General features: G+C 42.1%; 19 protein-coding genes, 1 other RNA gene and 7 pseudogenes. 4 read left to right on the plus strand and 23 right to left on the minus strand.

The window, feature by feature from the left end:
• The 3 genes and pseudogenes from JCM19055_RS26490 to JCM19055_RS12830 all read right to left on the minus strand — a co-directional run.
• Nucleotides 1-292, minus strand: a 292-nt coding sequence (locus JCM19055_RS26490; protein WP_042360015.1) for a hypothetical protein, incomplete at its 3' end; no start/stop codon positions are given.
• Nucleotides 293-575: 283 nt separating this feature from the next.
• Complete coding sequence (locus tag JCM19055_RS12825) at nucleotides 576-899, minus strand: hypothetical protein (protein WP_042360016.1); 324 nt, start codon at nucleotides 897-899, stop codon at nucleotides 576-578.
• 101 nt (nucleotides 900-1000) lie between these two features.
• A pseudogene (locus JCM19055_RS12830) lies at nucleotides 1001-2133 on the minus strand (NADH:flavin oxidoreductase).
• 378 nt (nucleotides 2134-2511) lie between these two features.
• On the opposite strand from JCM19055_RS12830, the gene JCM19055_RS12835 reads away from it, so the two are divergent.
• Complete coding sequence (locus tag JCM19055_RS12835; RefSeq protein ID WP_042360017.1) at nucleotides 2512-2889, plus strand: hypothetical protein; 378 nt, start codon at nucleotides 2512-2514, stop codon at nucleotides 2887-2889.
• A gap of 30 nt (nucleotides 2890-2919) precedes the next feature.
• Here JCM19055_RS12835 and JCM19055_RS12840 read toward each other — a convergent pair whose 3' ends face one another.
• The 11 genes and pseudogenes from JCM19055_RS12840 to parE form a co-directional block, all read right to left on the minus strand.
• Nucleotides 2920-3096 carry a hypothetical protein gene (locus tag JCM19055_RS12840; RefSeq protein WP_265182126.1) on the minus strand — a complete coding sequence of 59 codons (177 nt, stop codon included), beginning with the start codon at nucleotides 3094-3096 and terminating at the stop codon, nucleotides 2920-2922.
• A 175-nt stretch (nucleotides 3097-3271) separates the two neighbouring features.
• Nucleotides 3272-3877 (minus strand): RraA family protein, encoded by a 606-nt coding sequence (locus tag JCM19055_RS12845; protein WP_042360019.1) that lies wholly within the window; start codon nucleotides 3875-3877, stop codon nucleotides 3272-3274.
• A 53-nt stretch (nucleotides 3878-3930) separates the two neighbouring features.
• The gene (locus tag JCM19055_RS12850; RefSeq protein WP_370543127.1) at nucleotides 3931-5046 is read right to left on the minus strand and encodes a TRAP transporter large permease; all 1116 of its coding nucleotides are present in this window, start codon (nucleotides 5044-5046) and stop codon (nucleotides 3931-3933) included.
• A complete protein-coding gene (locus JCM19055_RS31830; RefSeq protein WP_370543128.1) occupies nucleotides 5024-5254 on the minus strand; it encodes a TRAP transporter large permease subunit in 231 nt (76 codons plus the stop codon). The genes JCM19055_RS12850 and JCM19055_RS31830 overlap by 23 nt, the downstream gene beginning before the upstream one ends.
• A complete protein-coding gene (locus JCM19055_RS12855) occupies nucleotides 5254-5718 on the minus strand; it encodes a TRAP transporter small permease (protein WP_193745423.1) in 465 nt (154 codons plus the stop codon). Before JCM19055_RS12855 ends, JCM19055_RS31830 begins: the two co-directional genes overlap by 1 nt.
• A 49-nt stretch (nucleotides 5719-5767) precedes the next feature.
• Complete coding sequence (locus tag JCM19055_RS29675) at nucleotides 5768-5914, minus strand: hypothetical protein (RefSeq protein WP_265182127.1); 147 nt, start codon at nucleotides 5912-5914, stop codon at nucleotides 5768-5770.
• A pseudogene (locus JCM19055_RS31835) lies at nucleotides 5881-6821 on the minus strand (DctP family TRAP transporter solute-binding subunit). Before JCM19055_RS31835 ends, JCM19055_RS29675 begins: the two are co-directional and overlap by 34 nt.
• Nucleotides 6822-7013: 192 nt before the next feature.
• Entirely contained in the window at nucleotides 7014-8111 is a 1098-nt protein-coding gene (locus JCM19055_RS12865; protein WP_052366299.1) for a D-alanyl-D-alanine carboxypeptidase family protein, read from the minus strand.
• An 80-nt stretch (nucleotides 8112-8191) separates the two neighbouring features.
• A pseudogene (locus JCM19055_RS29690) lies at nucleotides 8192-8706 on the minus strand (metal-dependent hydrolase).
• Nucleotides 8707-8784: 78 nt separating this feature from the next.
• Nucleotides 8785-11224, minus strand: a pseudogene (gene parC, locus JCM19055_RS12875) (DNA topoisomerase IV subunit A).
• Nucleotides 11211-13204 (minus strand): annotated as a pseudogene (gene parE, locus JCM19055_RS12880) (DNA topoisomerase IV subunit B). The pseudogenes parC and parE overlap by 14 nt, the downstream one beginning before the upstream one ends.
• A 282-nt stretch (nucleotides 13205-13486) precedes the next feature.
• Between parE and JCM19055_RS31840 the strand changes: the two are divergent.
• The 3 genes and pseudogenes from JCM19055_RS31840 to JCM19055_RS12890 all read left to right on the plus strand — a co-directional run bounded on the left by JCM19055_RS31840 (nucleotide 13487) and on the right by JCM19055_RS12890 (nucleotide 16009).
• The gene (locus JCM19055_RS31840) at nucleotides 13487-13699 is read left to right on the plus strand and encodes a twin-arginine translocation signal domain-containing protein (RefSeq protein ID WP_370543129.1); all 213 of its coding nucleotides are present in this window, start codon (nucleotides 13487-13489) and stop codon (nucleotides 13697-13699) included.
• A 43-nt stretch (nucleotides 13700-13742) separates the two neighbouring features.
• Nucleotides 13743-14252, plus strand: a complete 510-nt coding sequence (locus JCM19055_RS12885) for a gluconate 2-dehydrogenase subunit 3 family protein (RefSeq protein ID WP_370543145.1) — start codon at nucleotides 13743-13745, stop codon at nucleotides 14250-14252.
• A gap of 45 nt (nucleotides 14253-14297) precedes the next feature.
• Nucleotides 14298-16009 (plus strand): annotated as a pseudogene (locus tag JCM19055_RS12890) (GMC family oxidoreductase).
• Between the two features lie 38 nt (nucleotides 16010-16047).
• On the opposite strand, the gene JCM19055_RS12895 reads toward JCM19055_RS12890, so the two are convergent.
• From JCM19055_RS12895 to JCM19055_RS12925, 9 genes and pseudogenes are all read right to left on the minus strand, one after another.
• On the minus strand, nucleotides 16048-16461 hold the full coding sequence (locus JCM19055_RS12895; RefSeq protein WP_042360020.1) for a CoA-binding protein: 414 nt from the start codon (nucleotides 16459-16461) through the stop codon (nucleotides 16048-16050).
• A gap of 138 nt (nucleotides 16462-16599) precedes the next feature.
• Complete coding sequence (locus tag JCM19055_RS12900) at nucleotides 16600-16791, minus strand: hypothetical protein (protein ID WP_042360021.1); 192 nt, start codon at nucleotides 16789-16791, stop codon at nucleotides 16600-16602.
• A 58-nt stretch (nucleotides 16792-16849) separates the two neighbouring features.
• Nucleotides 16850-17972 (minus strand): annotated as a pseudogene (locus tag JCM19055_RS12905) (class I SAM-dependent RNA methyltransferase).
• A gap of 102 nt (nucleotides 17973-18074) precedes the next feature.
• Nucleotides 18075-18444: RNase P RNA component class B (rnpB, locus tag JCM19055_RS25555), an RNA gene on the minus strand.
• A gap of 60 nt (nucleotides 18445-18504) precedes the next feature.
• Nucleotides 18505-18666: a hypothetical protein gene (locus tag JCM19055_RS25560; protein WP_265182130.1), complete on the minus strand. Its 162-nt coding sequence runs from the start codon at nucleotides 18664-18666 to the stop codon at nucleotides 18505-18507.
• Entirely contained in the window at nucleotides 18653-18910 is a 258-nt protein-coding gene (locus JCM19055_RS26505) for a reverse transcriptase-like protein (RefSeq protein ID WP_052366302.1), read from the minus strand. The genes JCM19055_RS25560 and JCM19055_RS26505 overlap by 14 nt, the downstream gene beginning before the upstream one ends.
• Nucleotides 18903-19256 (minus strand): cell division regulator GpsB, encoded by a 354-nt coding sequence (gene gpsB / locus JCM19055_RS12915; RefSeq protein WP_042360022.1) that lies wholly within the window; start codon nucleotides 19254-19256, stop codon nucleotides 18903-18905. The genes JCM19055_RS26505 and gpsB overlap by 8 nt, the downstream gene beginning before the upstream one ends.
• A gap of 171 nt (nucleotides 19257-19427) precedes the next feature.
• A complete protein-coding gene (locus tag JCM19055_RS23955; RefSeq protein ID WP_052366303.1) occupies nucleotides 19428-19763 on the minus strand; it encodes a CotD family spore coat protein in 336 nt (111 codons plus the stop codon).
• 211 nt (nucleotides 19764-19974) lie between these two features.
• The gene (locus JCM19055_RS12925; protein WP_052366304.1) at nucleotides 19975-21183 is read right to left on the minus strand and encodes a ribonuclease H-like domain-containing protein; all 1209 of its coding nucleotides are present in this window, start codon (nucleotides 21181-21183) and stop codon (nucleotides 19975-19977) included.

Genomic DNA, 21183 nt, shown 5'->3' on the forward strand with positions numbered 1-21183 from the left:
TTCCCGTGCCCGTTGCTCCAGTAGGACCAGTTTCTCCGATCGGCCCAGCTGGACCCGGTTCACCAGCTTCTCCTGTGGCTCCAGTTATTCCTGTTCCCGTTGCTCCAGTAGGTCCGGTTTCTCCAGTTGCACCAGCTGGACCCGGTTCGCCAGTGTCTCCTGTAGCTCCCGTTGTTCCGGTAGGACCTGTCACACCCGTGGCTCCGGTACCAGAACACTTTGCGTGACTATTAATTAGATTATTATTTACATGAATACCTTGCTTTCCTAGGTGATGTGGTTTTTTTGCCAAAATTATTCACCCCCCCATCATTTAAGTTGTTTCATTTAGTTTATGTATTATGGATATGCTCGATCCAGTGCTTATGACCTAGTGATTAGTAAGTGGAATGAGCCTAGTTGAATAAATAATGAACAATGAACCATCTATTTAAAGTTTTCAATTCACCGATTAGTTACATCATTTAATGATGGATTTCATTAAACGATAACTATATGGATGAGTTTGACCTTTTACCAACTACTCAACAAAAACAAGCTGAGAATCATCGATTCTCAGCTTGTTTACGATTAATCTATTGTTTTGTTAATACTTTCGGTATTTGGCGGAAGACATCTACTCCGCGCCCACCAACAATATGCAATTCAACTTGCTTACCTTTCGTTGTCGTCTCTAATAAGTACATTTCATGGCCTTCTTGGTTCGCTTTTTCAAAAAGTGTAAGGGCAATCTCCCCATTCTCTCGAGACGTTGAGGTATGTGATTTCCAAGGTAAAATTAGCAATCGTTCATAAAGTGAGCGAACTTCATTTAATGTTGCTGTTTCAAGATCATCTGTTGCTTCAAACACTGCTACAGGTTGATTTTCTTGATCCGTTGATGTGTATTTGTTCTTCATTTGTTCTCACCCTTCATAAACATAATTACTTTCTTTTACCGCAATCCCTTAAGTTTTAAACCTCATCTTTCTAAAAAGCGACTAAAATAGACTAGAAATTCTTATCGTAGAGTCTCTTCAAGCTCTTTCGTATACATCGTTGCATCTTCAAGACGATTTTCTTGTAACTTCTTTGGCCAATCTGAATCTGCGAGTAATGAACGGCCAATTGCTACATAATCAAATTCACCGTTTTCGATTTTCTTTTCTGTGATTTGAATATTTTCATTGATTGATACGACTAAATCACGCGTGTCATTTTCATGTTCACTACGATAAGCTTTGTTAATCCCGATCGATCCAACGGCAATTGCTGGTTTGCCAGTTACTTTCTTCGTCCATCCAGCTAACGTGAGATCTGGATCTTCTTCAACAAATTCTGGCTCCCATATACGTCTCGTTGAACAATGGAACACATCCACACCGGCTTCTACAAGGGGTTGCAATAGCGTTTTTAGCTCTTGTGAATTCTGAGCTAACTTCGCTTCATAGTCAGTCCCTTTCCACTGAGAATAGCGGAAAACAATTAGGAAATCTTCCCCAACTGCTGCACGACAAGCTCGTACAATGTCGGCTGCAAACGTTGAGCGACCTGTTAAATTGCCACCGTATTCATCATCACGGCGATTCGTTAATTCCCAGAAGAACTGATCAATTAAATAACCATGAGCACCGTGTAATTCAATTCCGTCAAATCCAATCTCTTGTGCTTGTTTGGCAGCTTTTGCAAATTGATGGACGAGGTCTTTAACTTCATCGTTTGTTAACGCATGAATCTTTGGAACTTCTTTTCCTTTAAGACTTATGCTTGATGGGCTAATCGGTGCGGCTTCAACATTTGGTTCACTTCCAGCTTTTCTAGCTGCACCAACGTGCCATAGTTGAGGGATGATTTTCCCGCCTGCCGCATGAACTTCTTGAACGACTTTCTTCCACCCAGCTAGTGATTCTTCACCATAAAATCTTGGAATATCTTTATGCATAACTGCTGAAGGATGATCAATGGCCGTGCCTCTGTAACGATTAAACCGACACCACCTTCAGCTCGCTTACGATAGTATGCTGCAACTTCATCATTTGGAACTCCATCTGGTGAGAACACCCTCGTCATTGGTGCCATCACAATTCGACTTTGGAGTTGTACATTCTTCATGGCTACTTCTTCAAGCAATACGTGACCTACTGTTTTTGTCATCTCTCCCACTTCCTTTCTATAAATAGCTACTCTTCTATTTTACACCCACTCATTTTGGAAGCGTTAGCATTTTTTTGAATGTTTATTTAATTAATGGCGTGAATCAAACTGTTTTTTTTGCTTTTGAGTCCTACTTCCAAAAACGTACTCATACATTGTACAGGAGGTGTTTTTGGTGCAAATTAAAGACCATAATGAATGGCTCTATATGGATGAAGTGATGCGTTCGTTTAAAAAAAGATGACATGTATTTTTGCGAATTTGGAATTACGTATATACATCCTGATGACGTCATTGCATTGTCACACCGAAAGGTGTTACGCCAACAAAAATTAGATCGTCTAAAAGAGGCCTATAAACGACGCGGGGAATGGTATGATGACCCCGCCGATCCAATTGCGTTGTTGCTATTACCCGATGGGCGTTTTGGAATCCGACATGGTAATCATCGAATCTACCTTGCCAAAAAAACAAAACATAACAAAAGTAAGAGCGCTCGTAGACATTTTCATTCCTAAGTCTTTAATTCCGATTGAACTTCAAAATCACATCCAATCGTGTGAACAAGAAATCGCTACGTTAAAGCGAAACATGAAAAATATCGATCACTTATTAAAGGCACAACCGCTTTCAAATGAAAGCTTAGTAATCGAACGAAAGTTGCTTAAGACCGCATACAACAAACAAGTCCAAAAACTTAATGACCGGTTACTCGAAGAAGCAACAAAGCTTCAATTAATTCCGATTAAATTGTGAAAGGCCCCCCATATCGGGGAGCCTTCTTGATTATTCAGCGGTTTCATTCTTCAACGTCTTAAGGTGTTGAATGGTGAACTTCTCTAAACCGTGTTGATTATTCTCGTCGTTTTCGAGTAAAAACTCATCAAACTTGCGACTGATCGGCGCAAACCATGACACATCTTCATTTAATGAACTTGTGCGCTGATCATGATCTTTACTCATGTTCTCTAAAACCTTTTTGATATGGGAAATCTTCACCATTCAACATCACACCTTTGCCAAATGATTAATGGTTCATCGTATTCGTTCGGTATCGAATACATTCCCGAGTGACGCTTCTTTTAAACCTGAAACGAGCATACACCAACACGCATGTATATTGGCTACAAATTTCGAATTAATACTGCTCTAAATACTTACGTGCTTTTTCTTTGTCTTCGCCAATCTCGTTTTCTCTTTTTTCGTCTTTTGCAATCTTATCTAACGTTTTCTTGTATACGTCATTTGCATCTTCTTTTGGCACAACAACAACGCCATCAAGATCAGCTACAACATAATCACCAGGGTTTACGACAACGCCACCACAAGTGATTGGGACTTGAAGCTTTCCATATTCATTCTTCTTGCTCGCAACCGGAGTTGTCCCTAAACAAAAGACTGGAAAATCAAGATCCCGAATCGCTTCTAAATCACGAATGACGCCATCTACTACTATTCCGTTTAAGCCGAGTGTCTTCGCTAATCCAACGATAAAGTCTCCTGCAATTGCAACACTTCGCTCACCTTTACCGTCAATGACCAATACATCACCTTCAGAGGCATTTTTAATCGCTTTTAAAAGGGATAGATTCTCACCACCAGACACATCGACTGTGAATGCAGGTCCACTGAGCTTCCACTCTTCTTTGAGTGGATATACACCGTTTTTCATATGGTTATACCCTTTTAAACCGTCAGATACAGCTGTTGATGGCAAACCTTCAAATAGATTTTCTTCAGCCATTCTTCTCTCTCCTCCCAATAAACACTAGTTCTCGCTTCCTTTTTATTTCCCTGCTACATCCCTAATAAATCTGGCAAACCATTTGAGACGATCGGAACGTACATCACGATGAGCAAAACAATGATAGATACAATTAAATACGGACCAATTCCTCGTACGATACTTTCAGAAGAAACACCTGAAATTCCACTCGCAACAAACAAATTCAAGCCGACCGGTGGCGTAAACAATCCAATTGCAAGGCTAACCGTCATCATAACGCCTATCGTTGTTGGATCTACCCCTACCTCAAGTAAAATTGGCATCAAAAGAGGAATAAAAATATAAAACGCTGAAATGGCGTCAATAAACGCACCAACAACAAGTAAAATGATCGCGGTCATGAACAATAGTACAAACGGATTCGCAGTTAAGCTAAGTACAGACGATGTAATCGTTGATGCGACTTGTTGTGTCGTAATAATATATGAAAATAATGACGCAACCCCAATAATGAACATAATTACCGCAGATTGAACGGAAGCATCGATCAGAATTTTCGGAATGTCTTTAAGTTTTAATTCCCTATAGAAGAACAGACCAACGATGAGTGCATAAAACACCGCAATGACTGCCGCTTCCGTTGGTGTAAACATTCCTGAATAAATACCACCTAGAATGATCACTGGAATCATGAGTCCTAAAAGTGCTTTCACAAAGGCTTTGAGCACATCTATGAGTGGCGCTTTCTCAATGACAGGAGCAGCTTCATTGCGAGCTTTCATCAGTTGCTTATTTTGCTTACTTACAAAAATACTAGCAACAAGAAGACCAACTGCAAGTAAAATGCCCGGGACAATTCCTGCTACGAAAAGTCGACTAATCGACACACTCGCAAAGTCACTTGCAATTACACCAAAAACGATAAATGCAATACTCGGTGGTAAAATAATTCCTAACGAACCAGAGCTTGCGACGAGAGCAGAGGCGCGGTTTGCAGGAAAACCGTTTTGAATCAATGCAGGTATTAAAAGAGCACCCATGGCAGCAACGGTTGCGGGTCCTGAACCAGAGATGGCTGAGAAAAAGAATGCCGCTACGATTGCCACAATAACAATCCCGTTTTTGCGATGTCCGAACGCGAGATACGCAAAGTCAATTAAGCGTTTAGAAATACCTGAGTAACCCATAATGACGCCTGCTAACACGAAAAAAAGGAATCGCAAGCAATGTAAATGATGAAATCGAAGAGTACATAATGCTAGGAATGAGTCCAAGTGAACTCCACCCACTATCGAGCAAAAGTACAACAACTGCTGCAATGCCGAGGGCAAATGCGACAGGCAAATTAATAAATATTAAAATAAAAAACAAAACAAACATAAGTGCGGTTAACATTACCCTTCCAACTCCTTACTCTTCGATTCGATGTTTGACCATTGATGCGATTCGTTTCGTTTCATACCGTTCCATGAAAGGAAGGTACTCTCTACTGTTCGAATCATACAAAACAGTGAACCGACAGGAATTGACAGAGTAAATAACCATTGTGGAATGTTTAGAGCTGGTGTCATACGCCCACGCTCAAACTGATTGATCACAAGTTCTAAACCAAATAGGAACGTCAGTAACAAAAAGGTTAGCATGAGCGCGCTCGTCAAAAGTAATGTCATTCTCTTAAATGAATGTCTCATTTTTTCATAGAGAAATTGAAAACGAAAGTGAGCTTGTCTTTTAATTGCAATTGATGCGCCGACAAATGTGGCAAGTACAAACAAATTAATCGTAATTTCTTCAGCAAAGGCAAAGGACGTATCAAAGAAATAACGAGACAATACGTTGCCAAACGTAATAATTGACATTCCAGCCATCGCAAAAATGACGAGTCATATTCAACATATGTTAACCACTTCATTCGACTCCCCCACTTCCCATCGCTTCATCTAAAAACGTTTGCATATGATCTTCGCCCCAAATGTCACGAAATTGATCATAGACAGGTTGAGAGTCGTTTCTAAATTGTTCTATTTCCTCTTCAGTAGGATAGTAGATCTCCATCCTGCCGCTTTTAATTCTTCAAGCTGCTCAGCTTCTTTTTCGCGAGTAATTCGGATTTGATAGTCATTCGCTTCAGCAGCAACTTCTCGGATTAACGCCTGATCTTCTTCCGGTAAGGAATCATACAAGTCTTTATTCATCCCTAAAATGATCGCGTCATACACGTAATTCCACATCGTCATGTATTGTTGTACTTCGACAAGACCCGATGAATACGTCACGTCTACTGGATTCTCTTGACCATCGATGGTTCCTTGTTGCAGAGCTGTATACACCTCAGAAAACGGCATCGTAATCGGGTCCGCCCCTTGTGTTCGGAAGAGGTTCGTTAACACACCCATATTCGGAACACGGATTTTAGATGATCAAGATCTTCAGGTGTACGAATTGGCAGCGTGTCATTCGTAATTTGACGAAAACCGCTCTCACCAAATCCAAGTGGTTCAACTCCCCGTTCTCTCAGCATGTCTTCAATGAGTTGTCCACTCTCTCCATTTAACACTCGGTGGGCATCGTCATAATCATTGATTAAAAATGGCGCACTTAAAACACCGAACCGTTGGTCAACCCCTGCATAAATAATACTAGAGTTATACGAGAAGTCTTTGAGACCGTCCATTAGTTGTTCAACGCCTGCTTCTTGATTCCCCGCTGATAGCTGTTCATTCGTGTAGATCTCTATTTGCATCCGACCGTCCGACTCTCTCTCTAAATCTTCTGCAAATTTCACAGCGCCTTCATACCATGTAGAGCCTGGCCCTACCGTAATTGTCATATTCCATTCATGAATCTCTTCACCTGTTGACGTCGTATTCGTTATGCATCCAGTTAATGCGAGCGCTGCAATGCATAAGCCTACAACTCCCCCTTTTACCTTCTTCATTGCGATTCCCCCAGCTTTCTCCATTGACTAAGTATTAAGATTATTACCCGTATATATGTTTCGTTATTTCTTTACTCGATATGAAATTAGTACATCTCTCCTAACTTTAACCCTGTAATATAACAGAATATTCTTATATAAACCTATCGAATGCGAAACGAGAAGTCAATACGTTTTTTGCGTATAGTGTATTGTCAATTTATCTTACGAGACAAACTAAAGAGCCGAATCCATGTCGTGTACATGGATTCGGCTCTTGTCTTGAATAATTGGCACGATTTCAGTCGCCCGCAGCGACTCGATCTGCAGTATAATGATTAAACCTGCTTCTAATAACGTCTCCGTTGCTTGAAAACGAGATCGATTCGAGTCTGTTTTCATTACGACAGATAATAATCTTTGACCACCTCGTTCGGCAGTTCCAATAAATGAATATCCTGCACGGTTCGTGTAACCCGTTTTCAGTCCATCCATTCCTTGTAACCCTTCATCCATTAAAAGGAGTTGGTCTTCAAGTTCTTGACGTTCTTCTTCATCCTCAAGTTGTTGTAGCGAATCGTTCAATTGTTCAATCTCTACTTGTCGATCAAGTAGTTGGTTCGTATTGTAAAATTGTTGATTTGAAAACGATAACGTAAACTGAGGTTTTTCAGTTAACTCAATCACTTCGGGATAATCTTGAATGAGGTGATAGCCGATCAGTGCCGTGTCATATGCAGTTAACGTAGATTCTTCTCTCGTTTTCGGTTGTGGTAATCCGTGACTATTCACAAAGTTCGCATGACTTGAAAGACCAAATTCAACTGCTTTTTCATTCATTTTCTTCACGAAACTCTTCTCATCAGATGCAAGGTGTTCTGCCAAAGCAACCGAAGCATCATTCGCAGAAGCTAAGGCCATTGAGACAAATAGATCCTTCACGGTCCATTCTGCGCCCTCTTGCAAAAACATCGTACTTCCACCCGTCTCTGCAGCCTCTTCACTAATCGTTACAACATCGTCACGATTAACTTCTCCGTCTTCAATCGCTTCTAAAACGAGATACATCGTCATGATCTTTGACATACTCGCTGGTGCTAACGGTTCTCTAGCATTCTTTTGCCATAACAATTGACCTGTATTCACATCGACAACGATCGCAGCCTCTGCTTGAACTTCGTCAAGTTCAGTCGTTGGGATTTTAGAAATTGTTGATTTCTCATATGCTGAGACATATTTATTGCCAAGTCCCTTAGACGTTGCTGTTACGTCATTACTCATAAACAATGACACACAAAGCAGAAGCGATAAAGCGATTGTTAAACGTCGGATCATTGCCACCCATCCCTTAAACAAGACATTGATGTTTATTATAAGCCAAAAGTCACGTTGCAACAATCATTTTTCGACAATTTTCAGCCAATTACCCCTACGTATTCTAAGCTATAATAACTAATCCATAGCATACAAACGAACAAAACACTACCTTCCCCTAAGAACGAACCCGTTTTCGTATGCCACGGAAACCGAACCATCGTCGGAATTGGATAAAACAGTCGAATCCCTCGAGACGTTAACATATCTAATACGTAATGACTAATCATACCGATGATGATTCCGGTTTGAATGCTACGCCATATGTACCTGGGATGAGTCCAGTTAAGACACCGACAATAAGTAAAAACAGTAAACTATGTGTGAACGTCCGATGACCAAATACACCTCTTATCATGACAGATAGAGATGATATTTTTTTGCCTGCTGTAGAATTTGGGTGACAAATGTCTGGCAAAAGTCCCCCGATTAACGCGGCACCAAGCATAACAAACGATTCAATTCCCTCTGGTGGCGCCCCCCATGACACAGGCACGAATCGATCATAAAGGGTCGTTAATGCAACGGCACCGACCAAATGCGTACCGGCTTTCATATTTTTTCTCCGTTCTTTACAATAACGAATGAGAAGCCTCACATCACGTTCTGTGAGACTTTCTCAATTCGACTATCCTCATTTTTTTTGGCTATGATCAATATATGGCCAAACATCTTCAATCATGCCACTTGTATCCGTATCGACGACATAATTTCCTGTTTGATAACGATCATACTCTTTAATTGATCCACCTTCGACGTGTTCAGTGTCACCATTCTCAGTACGAGCAACAAAAGCGTTACTTTCTGTCGTAACGGGCCATGCTTGCACGACGAAATGCGGACTTCGCTTAAGTTCACGAACCATCGTTGACCCTCGCTTAGCTCGACTACTCTTCGTAAACAATGACACTTTTACTTGCTTCATCGCTCCTCGCTGAGTCGTAACGAGCATTGTCTTCACCTGGGTCGGATCAAACGTAAATGCTGACGTAACGAGATCATCGTCTTTCAATGCGATTGCTTTTACCCCTGCCGCTCGTTGGCCAACAACATTCGCTTCTTCTTCATCAAACCGTAAGCCATAACCGAGACGAGTTACAATCATCACTTCTTCTTTACCATTCGTTACATCAACAGAGCGCACGAGGTCATCTGTCTTTAATTTCAAAGCAACGAGTGCCCGGTTAAAACGTTGTGCTTGATATTCACTAAGTGGTGTTCGCTTAATCATGCCGTTCTTCGTAATAAAAACGAGAAACTGATCTTCATGAAATTGTTCAACAGGAACAACGCTTACCACACGATCATCGGGTGAAATAGGTACAAGGTTCGCAACGTGTTGACCATTGTCTTTCCAACGAATATCAGGTAGTTGATGAATCGGCACATAAAGGTACTGACCTTTTTCAGTAAAGATTAGAATTGTCTCTGTCGTATTCATTTCTTTAAAGAATGTTAAGTCGTCCGTTTCTTTCATGCCAGGACGCTCATCATTCGAAGCTGTAAACGATCGAACGCTCGTCCGTTTCACGTAGCCTTCTCGGCTTACGGTGACGATGACATCTTCTTGAGGAATCATCGTCTGCATGTCGATTTTGAGTTCTTCAACATCTCGTTCAACGTTCGTTCGTCTTTCATCTGCAAACGTCTTCTTGACTTGTTTTAGTTCTTTTTTTGATCGTTTGGACGAGCTTTTTCGGATTGTTTAACACTTCATTCAGCGAATTAATCGTTTCATCCAATTCACTACCTTCACGTTCTAGCGTTTGGATATCTGTGTTTGTCAATCGATAAAGTTGCAACGTAACAATCGCTTCTGCTTGCATTTCCGTAAATCCAAAGCGTTGCATAATATTGTTCTTTGCATCTTGTTTGTCGTTAGATTCTCGGATTAATTGAATGAGCTCATCAAGCACGCTAATCGCTTTAATAAGCCCTTCAACAATATGCTTACGCTTTAAAGCTTGATCTAAATCATGACGGCTTCGATTCGTTGTGACCGTTTTTTGGTGATCGAGATACGCATTTAAGAGTGACTTTAATCCGAGAAGCTTTGGTGCCTTATCAGAAATAGCGACCATATTAAAGTTGTAATTCACTTGTAGGTCGGTATTCTTATACAAATAATGCAGGATGCTTTTCGCATCGGCTTCTTTCTTTAACTCGACAACAATTCTTAGCCCCGTACGATCCGTTTCATCACGAACTTCGGCAATCCCGTCGATTTTTTTATCAAAGCGAATTTCATCCATACGCTTAACGAGATTCGCTTTAATTACCTCATACGGAATCTCTGTAATTACGATTTGTTCTTTCCCGCCTCGAAGTGTTTCAAATTCGGCTTTTCCACGGAGAACGATCCTTCCTTTCCCCGTCTCATAAGCCTTCTTTAATCCTTCATATCCTTGAATGGTCCCTCCACCAGGAAAATCTGGACCTTGAATCACATTCATCAAGTCTTTCACATCGGAATTCGGCCGATCAAGTAATAAAATCGCACCATCGATGATCTCCCCTAAATGATGAGGAGGGATGTCTGTTGCATAACCCGCAGAGATCCCTGTCGACCCGTTGACGAGTAAGTTAGGAAAGTAGCCAGGTAAAACGACTGGCTCTTCTTCTGTGTCATCAAAGTTCGGGATATACTCGACTGTATTTTTTTTGATGTCTTGTAACATCACTTCTGCAAGCGCAGAGAGACGTGCTTCGGTATAACGCATCGCAGCAGGGGGATCTCCGTCAATGGAACCGTTGTTGCCGTGCATTTCGACGAGGTTTTTACGGATCTTCCACGATTGACTCATCCGAACGAGTGCTTCATAGACAGAAGAGTCACCGTGAGGATGATAATTACCGATTACATTTCCGACTGTTTTTGCGGATTTACGGAACGGTTTATCAGACAAGTTATTATCTCGGAGCATTGCGTAAAGAATCCGTCGTTGTACTGGCTTTAAGCCATCCCGAGCATCCGGTAGCGCTCGTTCTTGAATAATGTACTTACTATACCGTCCGAAGCGATCTCCAATCACTTCTTCAAGTGGTAAATCCAAATACTTTTCAGCTTCTTGCACGGGTGTCGTCCTCCTCTGCAACGAGCATTTCGTTGTCTAAGATGTTCGTTTCCTCATCTAAGCCAAAGGCGACATGTGATTCAATCCATTTTCTACGCGGCTCGACTTTGTCACCCATTAACGTAGCCACACGCTTATCAGCCTAGCAATGTCTTCAACTCGAACGCGTACGAGCGTACGTGTCTCAGGTTCATCGTCGTTTCCCACAATTGGGAAGCGTTCATTTCACCAAGACCTTTGTAACGCTGGATCGTGTAACCTTTTCCAACCTTTTCAATGGCTCTTTTTAATTCGGACTCATCCCAAGCATATTCAAGCTTCTTCCTTTACCTGTGCCTCTTTCGACTTTGTAAAGTGGTGGCAGTGCAATAAATACTTTTCCTGCCTCAATGAGCGGACGCATGTAACGATAGAAAAACGTTAGTAACAAGACTTGAATGTGAGCACCATCAGTATCAGCATCTGTCATAATGACCACTTTATCGTAATTGCAGTCTTCCACAGAGAAGTCCGTCCCAGCACCAGCACCAATGCTATAAATAATCGTGCGAATTTCTTCGTTCTTCATAATGTCATCAAGCTTTGCACGTTCAGTGTTAATGACTTTCCCTCGGAGGGGCAAGACTGCTTGGAATTTGCGATCTCGACCTTGCTTTGCAGAACCACCTGCAGAGTCCCCTTCAACAAGATACAATTCATTGCGCTTCGGGTTTCTCGATTGAGCTGGGGTGAGCTTACCGCTTAAAAGCGCATCTTTACGGCTGTTTTTCTTACCACTTCGCGCTTCTTCTCTTGCTTTACGGGCAGCTTCACGTACTTCTTGAGCTTTTATCGCTTTTTTTAATTAATTGCGTGCTTAACTTAGGGTTTTCTTCAAAAAAAGTATACGAGCTTCTCAGAAAGAAGGTTATCGACACTTTGACGTGCTTCTGGCGTACCGAGTTTACTCTTCGTTTGACCTTCGAATTGAAGTAATGATTCAGGTATATGAATAGACAGAACTGCAGTTAATCCCTCTCGGATATCATTGCCATCAAGGTTCTTATCCTTTTGCTTTAGAAGCTGTAGCTTTCGTGCATGCTCATTAACTGCTCTCGTAAACGCAGACTTCATTCCAAATTCATGAGTTCCGCCGTCTCTCGTGCGAACATGGTTAACGAATGACAAGATGTTTTCTGTATAGCCATCGTTAAACTGAAAAGCAAAATTCACATGGATGTCTTGATGAACACCGTCAAAAGAAGCAACGTTGTGAAGCGCCTCTTTATCTTCGTTCAAGTATTCAACAAACGCATCAATTCCGGTTTCGTATTGATACGTCTCGCTTTTCTCTTTGCCTTTGCGCTCATCAATGAGCGTAATGGACGTTCCACCAAGAAGGAATGCACTTTCTCTCAACCGTTCTGAAAGCGATTCATACTGATAGTTTGTCGTTTGGAACATCGTATCATCTGGCTTGAAGTGAACGATCGTTCCAGACTTTCTCGTATTGCCAAGCTTTTCAAGCGTCGTAACGGGAACGCCACCACGTTCGAATCGTTGGCGATATTTATGGCCATCACGATGGATTGTAAGCTCAAGTGAAGACGACAATGCGTTTACAACCGAAGCACCTACTCCGTGTAAACCTCCACTCGTCTTATATCCGCCTTGTCCGAACTTACCACCTGCATGAAGAACCGTCATAATCACTTCTGGCGTCGGTCGACCTGTTCGGTGCGTCCCAACAGGCATCCCGCGTCCTTCATCCTCTACCGAAATACTATCGTCTTTATGAATGATCACTTTAATATGATTACCAAAACCCGCCATCGCTTCATCGACAGCATTATCTACAATTTCATAAACAAGGTGATGCAATCCTCTCGTATCCGTACTCCCGATGTACATCCCAGGTCGCTTACGGACAGCTTCAAGTCCTTCAAGTACTTGAATCGCATCATCATTATATTCAAGTGTTTGATCTTTATCTTGACTCACGTATCTAAGTGACCCCTTTCCTAAACAGAAACAAAAAGCCTACTGTATAGGCATCTCTATCTCGGTCTTTGCCGATTTGTTCTCTTTATACAATACAGGTTAAGAACGTATGTTTTCAAGCTATATTTGCATGTGATTCCCAATTTCTCCATATAAGGCTCGCCAAATTCAAAGAAGAATACGTAACTTTTTTTCTTTTTTTGAGTAATTTTAACCAAATATGGGCAAAAGTAAAATGCGCAAGAAACAATCGTAATGACGGTTAAAAGGAGTGAACCCATTATGGCAGAAGAAAATAACCAATCTGGCATGACACGACGAGACTTTCTTAAAAACAGTGGACTCGTCGTCGGTGGTGTTGTTGGTGGGGGGATTTTAGGTAGTCTACTAACGAATTCATTCACAGACGAGACTTCACCTGCAACAGACACCGAAGGAGAACAAACCGATCAAGCAGGCGGTGAGCAATTAACAAAAGCAAGAATGTTTTTTTAAGCGTCAAGAAGATTTCCGTGTACTTAGTGCAGCCGTAGAACGTATCTTCCCAGAGGATGATACAGGTCCTGGAGCCGTCGCACTCGCTGTTCCTTTCTTTATTGATAAGCAGCTTGCCGGTGAGTATGGCTTTAATTCACGAGAATACATGGAAGGTCCTTTCCATGAAGGCGCACCAACGCAAGGCCCACAAACCGGGATGCGTCGACGTGAAGTATTCCTCTACGGAGTATCTAAGATCCAAGAGATCGCACAGGATGAGCATGGCGAAGCCTTCTTTGATCTTGATGGCGAACAACAAGATGAGATTTTAGGTGCTTTTCAAAATGCTGAGGTTGACATGACTGGTGTAGCTTCAGATGCATTCTTCACGATGCTACGTCAGGCGACTTTAGAAGGTGTTTATTCAGACCCTGTCTACGGCGGTAACTTAAATATGGACGGTTGGCGCATTAAGAAATACCCTGGTGGACAAATGGCCTTCTTTGATGTGATCGAAGCAGATGAATTTATTGAAATGGAGCCAATTAGCTTACATGCACACCATACGTAAATCGTTTGGTTTACGTTAATTAAAAGTTTTGGAGGTTACGTAACTATGGCAACAGAATTACCAAGAAAACAAGTTGCAATTGTTGGCGTCGGTTGGTCTGGCGGTATCATTGCTTCTGACTTGCAAAAGCAGGTTACGAGTGTATTGGTTTAGAACGAGGTAGCGAACGTAAAATTAACGACTTTATCATGCAAAAAGATGAATTGCGTTATGCGATTCGCTACGAATTAATGCAAGACTTATCCAAAGAGACACTAACGTTTCGAAATGATCAAGACATGCTTGCGCTTCCAATGCGTCAGATGGGCTCGTTCTTACTCGGTACAGACGTTGGGGGCGCCGGTATTCACTGGAATGGTCAATGTCCAAGGTTTTACCCTTATGACTTTGAAATCCGCACTCAGACGATTGATCAATACGGAGAAGATCGAATTCCAGATGATATGCCGTTACAAGACTGGGGCATCTCTTATGACGATATGGAAGAGTATTTCGCGAAATTTGATGAAACGATCGGTACATCTGGTGAAGACAATGAAATGACGGCTCCAAGATCTACCGAATTCCCGACGCCGCCGATGAAACAAACGAGATCGATGAACATGTTTGCAGAGGCTGCAGAGAGCCTCGGATTACATCCTTACATTAGTGCGTCTGCAAACCTGTCAGAAACGTACACAAACCCAGACGGGAAAACGATTAACCAGTGTATGTACTGCTCATTTTGTGAACGTTTCGGCTGTGATTACCAAGCAAAGTCTGACCCGTTAATTACAGTTATTCCAACAGCACTTGAAACTGGAAACTTTGAAATTCGTACCCATTCAAACGTCCGTGAAATCGCGTATGATGGTAATCAGACCGATGGCGTGTACTTCACTGACACGAGAACGGGTGAAGATTATTTCCAACCAGCAGATATTGTGATTTTAACGTCTTATGTGATGAACAACACACGTTTATTGCTGCAATCTGGAATCGGCGAGCCTTACGACCCAGAAAATGAAACTGGTGTCATTGGGAAGAACTATTGCTATCAAGTAATGGCAAGTGCTCAAGGGTTTTTCGATGAGCAATTCAACTTATACGCAGGTGCCGGAGCCCTCGGTGGGCAAGTCGATGATTACAACGCTGATAACTTCGATCATAGTGATCTCGATTTCTTACATGGCGGTACAATTCAGCTTACACAGACAGGGATTCGACCGATCGCAACAAACCCTGTCCCGCCAGGTACACCGACATGGGGGAAAGAGTTTAAAGAAGCGTCTGCTCATTACTTCTATCGTACATTGTCTCTAGGTTCTCAAGGAGCAAGCCTGCCTTATCGGTATAACTACCTAGATTTAGACCCAACTTATACTGATTCTCATGGCGATCCGCTTCTACGTATGACCTACAACTTTACAGAACAAGACCGTAACTTAGCAGCCCATCAATCTGCAAGACTTACAGAGATTCTTGAAGAGATGGGAGCCAATGAAGTTGTCTCGAATCCTGATATTGGCGACTATAACATTATGCCTTATCAAACCACACACAACACAGGCGGAGTAATTATGGGAGCAGATTCTGAGACGTCTGCGGTAAACAACTATTTACAAATGTGGGATTGTGAAAACTTGTTTGTCGTTGGTGCTTCGGCGTTCCCGCACAACAGTGGGTACAACCCAACGCCTACAGTAGGCGCACTTTCTTACCGAGCTGCTGAAGGAATCTTAAGCTACTTAGAAGATCCAAGACCTTTAGCGGAATAATGTAAAATTACCCCCTTCTTTCATAGAAGGGGGCTTTTCTATGTGGTGATGCTGTGCTCTACTTTAATGCATCGATCCATAATAACGGTCATACCAGCATCTTCTGCAATTGTTGCACCTTCACCGCTTACAACGTTTAGTTGAGTCCAAAATACTTTAGCGTTCGTTTTTGCAGCCTCTTTCGCTAAATCAACAACAAACTCACTACGTCGGAATACATTTACAATATCAATAGGACCTTCGACTTCAGACAATGAAGAGACGGCTTTAACGCCTAATGCCTCATCAATCATTGGATTGACAGGAATAATTTCGTAGCCTGCATCTTGCATCGCTTGAGACACACTATTAGACGTACGGTAAGGATCATCAGACAAGCCGACGACCGCAATGCGCTTTGCTTTCGTTAGAATCTTACCAATCTCTTCTCTTGAAGGGTTTTGGAAACTCATGATTTTACTTCCTCCTTACTTCGTTTTCGTAATCAAATCATTCCATGTTTAGTAGTTCTCTAAAATCTTATCATACTAAACGTTGACGTGCGGCACTCTTGCATCCAAAAAAAAGCCATAAGAAAAACTGCTGAACGTTCAGCAGTTTTTACGTCGATAGAAAACGTAATCATGAGCGCGTTGATATACGACATGGGCCGCACTCATTGCGTTGTTTACGTTTGCCTGTTGTTCAGTCGTCAAACTTACTTGAGTGAGTGAATCCTTTGTAGAAGTAATTGCCGATTGTATTTGTTTGAGCTCAAGATAGTTGTATTCAGTTTTGAACACGTCCATGCCTCCTTAAAAAAACATATCGTTAGTATACGCACTTTTAAGGAGAAATATGCTATTTGCGCTTTGCCCAGAACTGATAATAATCCGTCTTAATGTTCCCGTTATACAATTTACGCTTCTTTGTAGCCTTTTCGCCATAAGCTTCTTCAAATTGTTCATTCGCAGTGATTACATACACCGACCAGAATGGGAAGTGATCTTGCACGACATCACCGAGTTGATTATAAATACGCTTAACTGTCTTCTCGTCTTCTAATCTCGTACCATATGGTGGGTTTGCAACGAGAATGCCTCGCTCAGCTGGAGCTTTAAGGTCTTGTACCGCATTTCGCTCAAACTGTATCTCTGGTACGTGAGCAAGTTTCGCATTCTCTCTTGAAAGCTCAATTAGCTCACGGTCATGATCTGAACCGTAAATTTGAATGTCGCGATCCACTATTTTTGCTTTTGCTCGCTCGCGTGCTTCAGTCCAAAGACTTTCATCAATCCAAGACCATTGTTCAGATTCAAAGTTACGATACAAGCCAGGAGCGATATTCTTAGCCATTAAGGCCGCTTCAATTGGAATCGTGCCAGAACCACAGAATGGATCTAAAAACGGCTCATCGTAGCGCCAGTTCGTTAGTGAAATCAGTGCAGCAGCAAGCGTTTCTTTTAGTGGAGCACGGTTGTGTAATCGACGATAGCCACGCTTATGAAGCCTTCTCCTGATGTATCAATTGTAAGCGTTGCTTTGTCCTTTAAAAGGGCAACTTCTAGTTGGAATTTCGGCCCATCTTCTTTAAACCATTCTTGATTGTATGTTTCTTTCAATCGTTCAACGACGGCTTTCTTCACAATCCGTTGACAATCTGAAATACTAAATAACGTCGATTTCACCGAACGACCATCTACTGGGAACTCCCCGTATACAGGAATAAAATCTTCCCACGGAAGAGCTTTTGTTTTCTCGAACAGTTCATCGAAGGTAAATGCATCGAATTCGCCAACGACAAGCTTGATCCGGTCGGAAGTACGTACCCATAGGTTCGCCTCGATCATCGATTCAATTGGCCCGTCCCACATAACCTTACCGTTTCAACTGTTGTTTTATATCCTAATGCTTTAATTTCTTTTGCGACAATGCTTTCAAGTCCCATTGTTGCGGTTGCAATGAATGTGTACGTCTCACTCATTCGTACCCCTACTTTCTTTTGTCAGTTCGTCTATGATTATACTGAGTTTCATGCATAAAGTAAAAAAACCCCGAAAACGGGGTCCTCTAGAGGCTGGAAACCTTCTATAAGCCATGTTCTGTATCGACGTGCTAAGGCTATTGACCTCACACGACGACGGCAATCATCTATCTGCGATACATTCGCCTCTTTCGTATGTTTCCACCGAAAAAGTGCCCCTACCATATTTTGGGTTACTCACTCGTGGGGTTTACCTCGTTCCACTCTTCTCGTTTCCGAGAAGCTACGTCACTGTGGCACGTTACGATGGTTCACCATATCCATTGACTTAGGTGTTCCAAGCGCCGTCAACTTACAAGTAAGCTGCCTTGACTTATTGTTTCGTCAAGCACGAACACTACATCCAGTTAAGGTTGTGTGAGCATGGACTTTCCTCACCGATTCTAAAGAAACGGCGCGATTGCCCGAAGAGTTCCAGCATATGCGCAAGCTGTATTATAACGTGGAATAGTCTTTTCTGCAACGTTAAGTGTTAAATTTGTTTATGAATGCCTTGTTTTGCAAGATGGTCTGCTTCTTTATTCTTACTCGAGCTTACCCAGCTAACAAAAAACAAATCAAACTCTGCACTTTCTAATAAAACGTCATGTAATAGCGGGCGATAGGTTGCATTGTGAACCTTACCAATATTCACGGATTGGTCCACAAGTTGGGAATCTGTAAAAAAAACGCCCCTCGCGATATCCTTTCGCGTGGGCAAATGCAATTCCTTCTTTTAGCGCAACAAATTCGGCTGCGTGAATATGGGTCGAAGTAATTCGTTTTGAAATTCGCTCTACTTCTCCAGATGGATGTTTCAAAAAAACCCCAATGCCACAAGCACCGGGATCCCCAGCACAAGCAGCATCAACATACACGTGTACGACTCCGTTACTCACTTAACTTCTTCCCAAACACTTCTTTTTCAAGGTTTGATAGTCTTTTGAGGATATCGTAATTGGTCGTACCCACCTGAGTAGCTGAATGCGTCTCTACAGATGCTTGAGCACGTTCAGGTTGCTGTGGAGCAGCGCTACGCTGACGTTGAACTTGTGGCGTAGATTGCATCTTCTTAAGCTGCTCAATCTCCTTCTCAAGCTTTGTCACATGCTCTTGAAACAATTCATAATCCTGAATAACAAAATCGAGAAACTGGTCAACCTCTTCTTTATTGTAGCCTTTCATGCTCGTCTTAAATTCTTTGTCAAGAATCTTCTTTGCATCTAATTGTGCATTTACTGACATCGGCTTCACCTCACACTCGTAATCTCTTCCATCGTATAGCAATATTTTTTTCAGATCGTTGTGGAAAAGTCAATTTCAAGCGTGAGAATCACCTCCATCTACCTAAAAAAGTACCGACACTAATGTGTCGGTACTTTCGCCTAGATGGTTGTCCTTACAGACAGCTAGCCATTACCAAGGGCGATGGCCGCAGCCTTTGCTGTGCTTTCCATGATGACCACCGTGACCGCCGTATCCGCCGAAACCGTTGTTGTTCATCATCTGTCCGCCAAATGCACCGTTTCCAGGTCCACAGTCGAATTGCTCTGTTTCACACTCATATACGTTATCTGTTGTATGAGGATGGCTATGAACGTGCTTGTATACGTCTTTGTGCACGTGCGTGTGGTGAGAAGGGTGTACCTCTGGAATAATATACTCTTGGTCACTAAATGACGTGCTGTTTTTTTGAAGGGTGAACAACCGCAGGTAATACGATTGGTTGGTTTCCATTTCCGTTACAGCCATGGTTTTGCATATGGTGGTGATGGCCACACCCTTTGTGATGATGTCTCATGTTAACTCCTCCTTGATTGTAAGTTCACTATTACAATATGTAAAAGAGGAGGCGAGCGATATCGTGCAAGTACCTATTTTAGTAGGATTGGGCAAATCCATGTCGAATTTACGTAGCGGAAACGTAAGAAAATGGCGGATTTTGCGCTTCCCCGGGAAATAATTAGTCGCCAGCATTTCCTATTTTCCGAACTAAGCGCTCTGAACGATGCATCCACTTTTCTCGCTCACGATCGTTTAGTACGTTCACATGCATCACACGTTCACAAAGAGCAAGCGCTTTGTGATAATTATTTAACTCGTGCTCATAGTAAATCACAACGGCTTCTGCGGCCTCTGTATGCACGTTGCCCTCATTACTTTCAAGCAACTGAAGAAATAAAGAGTGACTCTCTGTAGCGTTTCCAGTTTTCTTTAGAAGTGATGCGAGTTCAAACAGCGATAAACGGTAAAACTCATTCGTCTCATTCGTCATTTCACGAAATCCATGAATAGCCTCATCCACATAACCTAAATGCTTCCACCAACGTGCAACTTCATATCGCTCGCCGTTTGAAAACCCACCTGACAGCACCCGATCAGATAATTCCACGTACAGTTGAAATAACGAAACAATGTCTTGCTCGTTGTGTTCGAATACTCCTTTTACATAATCGGGATCATTTTCCGTCATATAATCTTGATAAAGCATTGGAGCGAGGTAACCAGGTGTATCTTCTGTACGCTCTAATTTCAAGATGTCTTGTTCGACTTGTGATAAACGACAAGACTCTAAATCGTGTTTGAATAACCTTCTTGCGGCATGCAACAAATCAAAGTGGCCAAAGTCAGGAAGTTTTGGCAATTGTTCACGCAAAAGAGTATGCCTCGTCTTCACTTGTGGCCAGTCAAATGCTTTACCATTATATGTGACGAGCGCATCAAGGTTGTGAACTTGTTGTAAAAAGTACGTGTAAAACGCGAGTTCATGCTCTGGTCCCGGCAAGAAATATTGATCAACAATGACTTCTTGATCGACGATTCTTCCAGTCCCAATCATAAAAATCATATTCCCAGCACCGTGGCTAAGCCCCGTCGTTTCCGTATCGAAAAACAACAAATCCGTCGGACGAGTCGTTTCATTAGGAGCGAGCGGATGAGCATTCGCTCCTTTTAAACGCCATTGATCGAATGTTTGTTGTAACGCACCGTGTTGTTTGAATACATCCTTCAATTGGTATCGTCTCGTTCGATGGACGACAATACCTTCGTTTAAATGAACAACTTTACTGTCGAATGCTTCCCATTCTTTTGTTTGCGTGAACTCAGAGGTTGTTTCTTCCGTTTTTACCGGAGCATCCATTACTTCACGCGTCTCAAGGTGAGGCTGCAT

The sequence above is a fragment of the Geomicrobium sp. JCM 19055 genome, assembly GCF_000698185.1.
GTDB lineage: Bacteria > Bacillota > Bacilli > Bacillales > Marinococcaceae > Geomicrobium_A > Geomicrobium_A sediminis.

Excerpts from the sequence above, each read along its gene's own strand:
- JCM19055_RS31830 (WP_370543128.1), bottom strand. The coding sequence starts at position 5,254 with ATGTTAACCGCACTTATGTTTGTTTTGTTTTTTATTTTAATATTTATT.
- JCM19055_RS12825 (WP_042360016.1), bottom strand. The coding sequence starts at position 899 with ATGAAGAACAAATACACATCAACGGATCAAGAAAATCAACCTGTAGCA.
- gpsB (WP_042360022.1), bottom strand. The coding sequence starts at position 19,256 with ATGTCAGTAAATGCACAATTAGATGCAAAGAAGATTCTTGACAAAGAA.
- JCM19055_RS12835 (WP_042360017.1), top strand. The coding sequence starts at position 2,512 with ATGACCCCGCCGATCCAATTGCGTTGTTGCTATTACCCGATGGGCGTT.
- JCM19055_RS31840 (WP_370543129.1), top strand. The coding sequence starts at position 13,487 with ATGGCAGAAGAAAATAACCAATCTGGCATGACACGACGAGACTTTCTT.
- JCM19055_RS12850 (WP_370543127.1), bottom strand. The coding sequence starts at position 5,046 with ATGGGTTACTCAGGTATTTCTAAACGCTTAATTGACTTTGCGTATCTC.
- JCM19055_RS12925 (WP_052366304.1), bottom strand. The coding sequence starts at position 21,183 with ATGCAGCCTCACCTTGAGACGCGTGAAGTAATGGATGCTCCGGTAAAA.
- JCM19055_RS12840 (WP_265182126.1), bottom strand. The coding sequence starts at position 3,096 with ATGAGTAAAGATCATGATCAGCGCACAAGTTCATTAAATGAAGATGTG.
- JCM19055_RS29675 (WP_265182127.1), bottom strand. The coding sequence starts at position 5,914 with ATGGAGATCTACTATCCTACTGAAGAGGAAATAGAACAATTTAGAAAC.
- JCM19055_RS12865 (WP_052366299.1), bottom strand. The coding sequence starts at position 8,111 with ATGATCCGACGTTTAACAATCGCTTTATCGCTTCTGCTTTGTGTGTCA.
- JCM19055_RS12895 (WP_042360020.1), bottom strand. The coding sequence starts at position 16,461 with ATGAGTTTCCAAAACCCTTCAAGAGAAGAGATTGGTAAGATTCTAACG.
- JCM19055_RS12845 (WP_042360019.1), bottom strand. The coding sequence starts at position 3,877 with ATGGCTGAAGAAAATCTATTTGAAGGTTTGCCATCAACAGCTGTATCT.
- JCM19055_RS23955 (WP_052366303.1), bottom strand. The coding sequence starts at position 19,763 with ATGGCTGTAACGGAAATGGAAACCAACCAATCGTATTACCTGCGGTTG.
- JCM19055_RS12855 (WP_193745423.1), bottom strand. The coding sequence starts at position 5,718 with ATGTCAATTATTACGTTTGGCAACGTATTGTCTCGTTATTTCTTTGAT.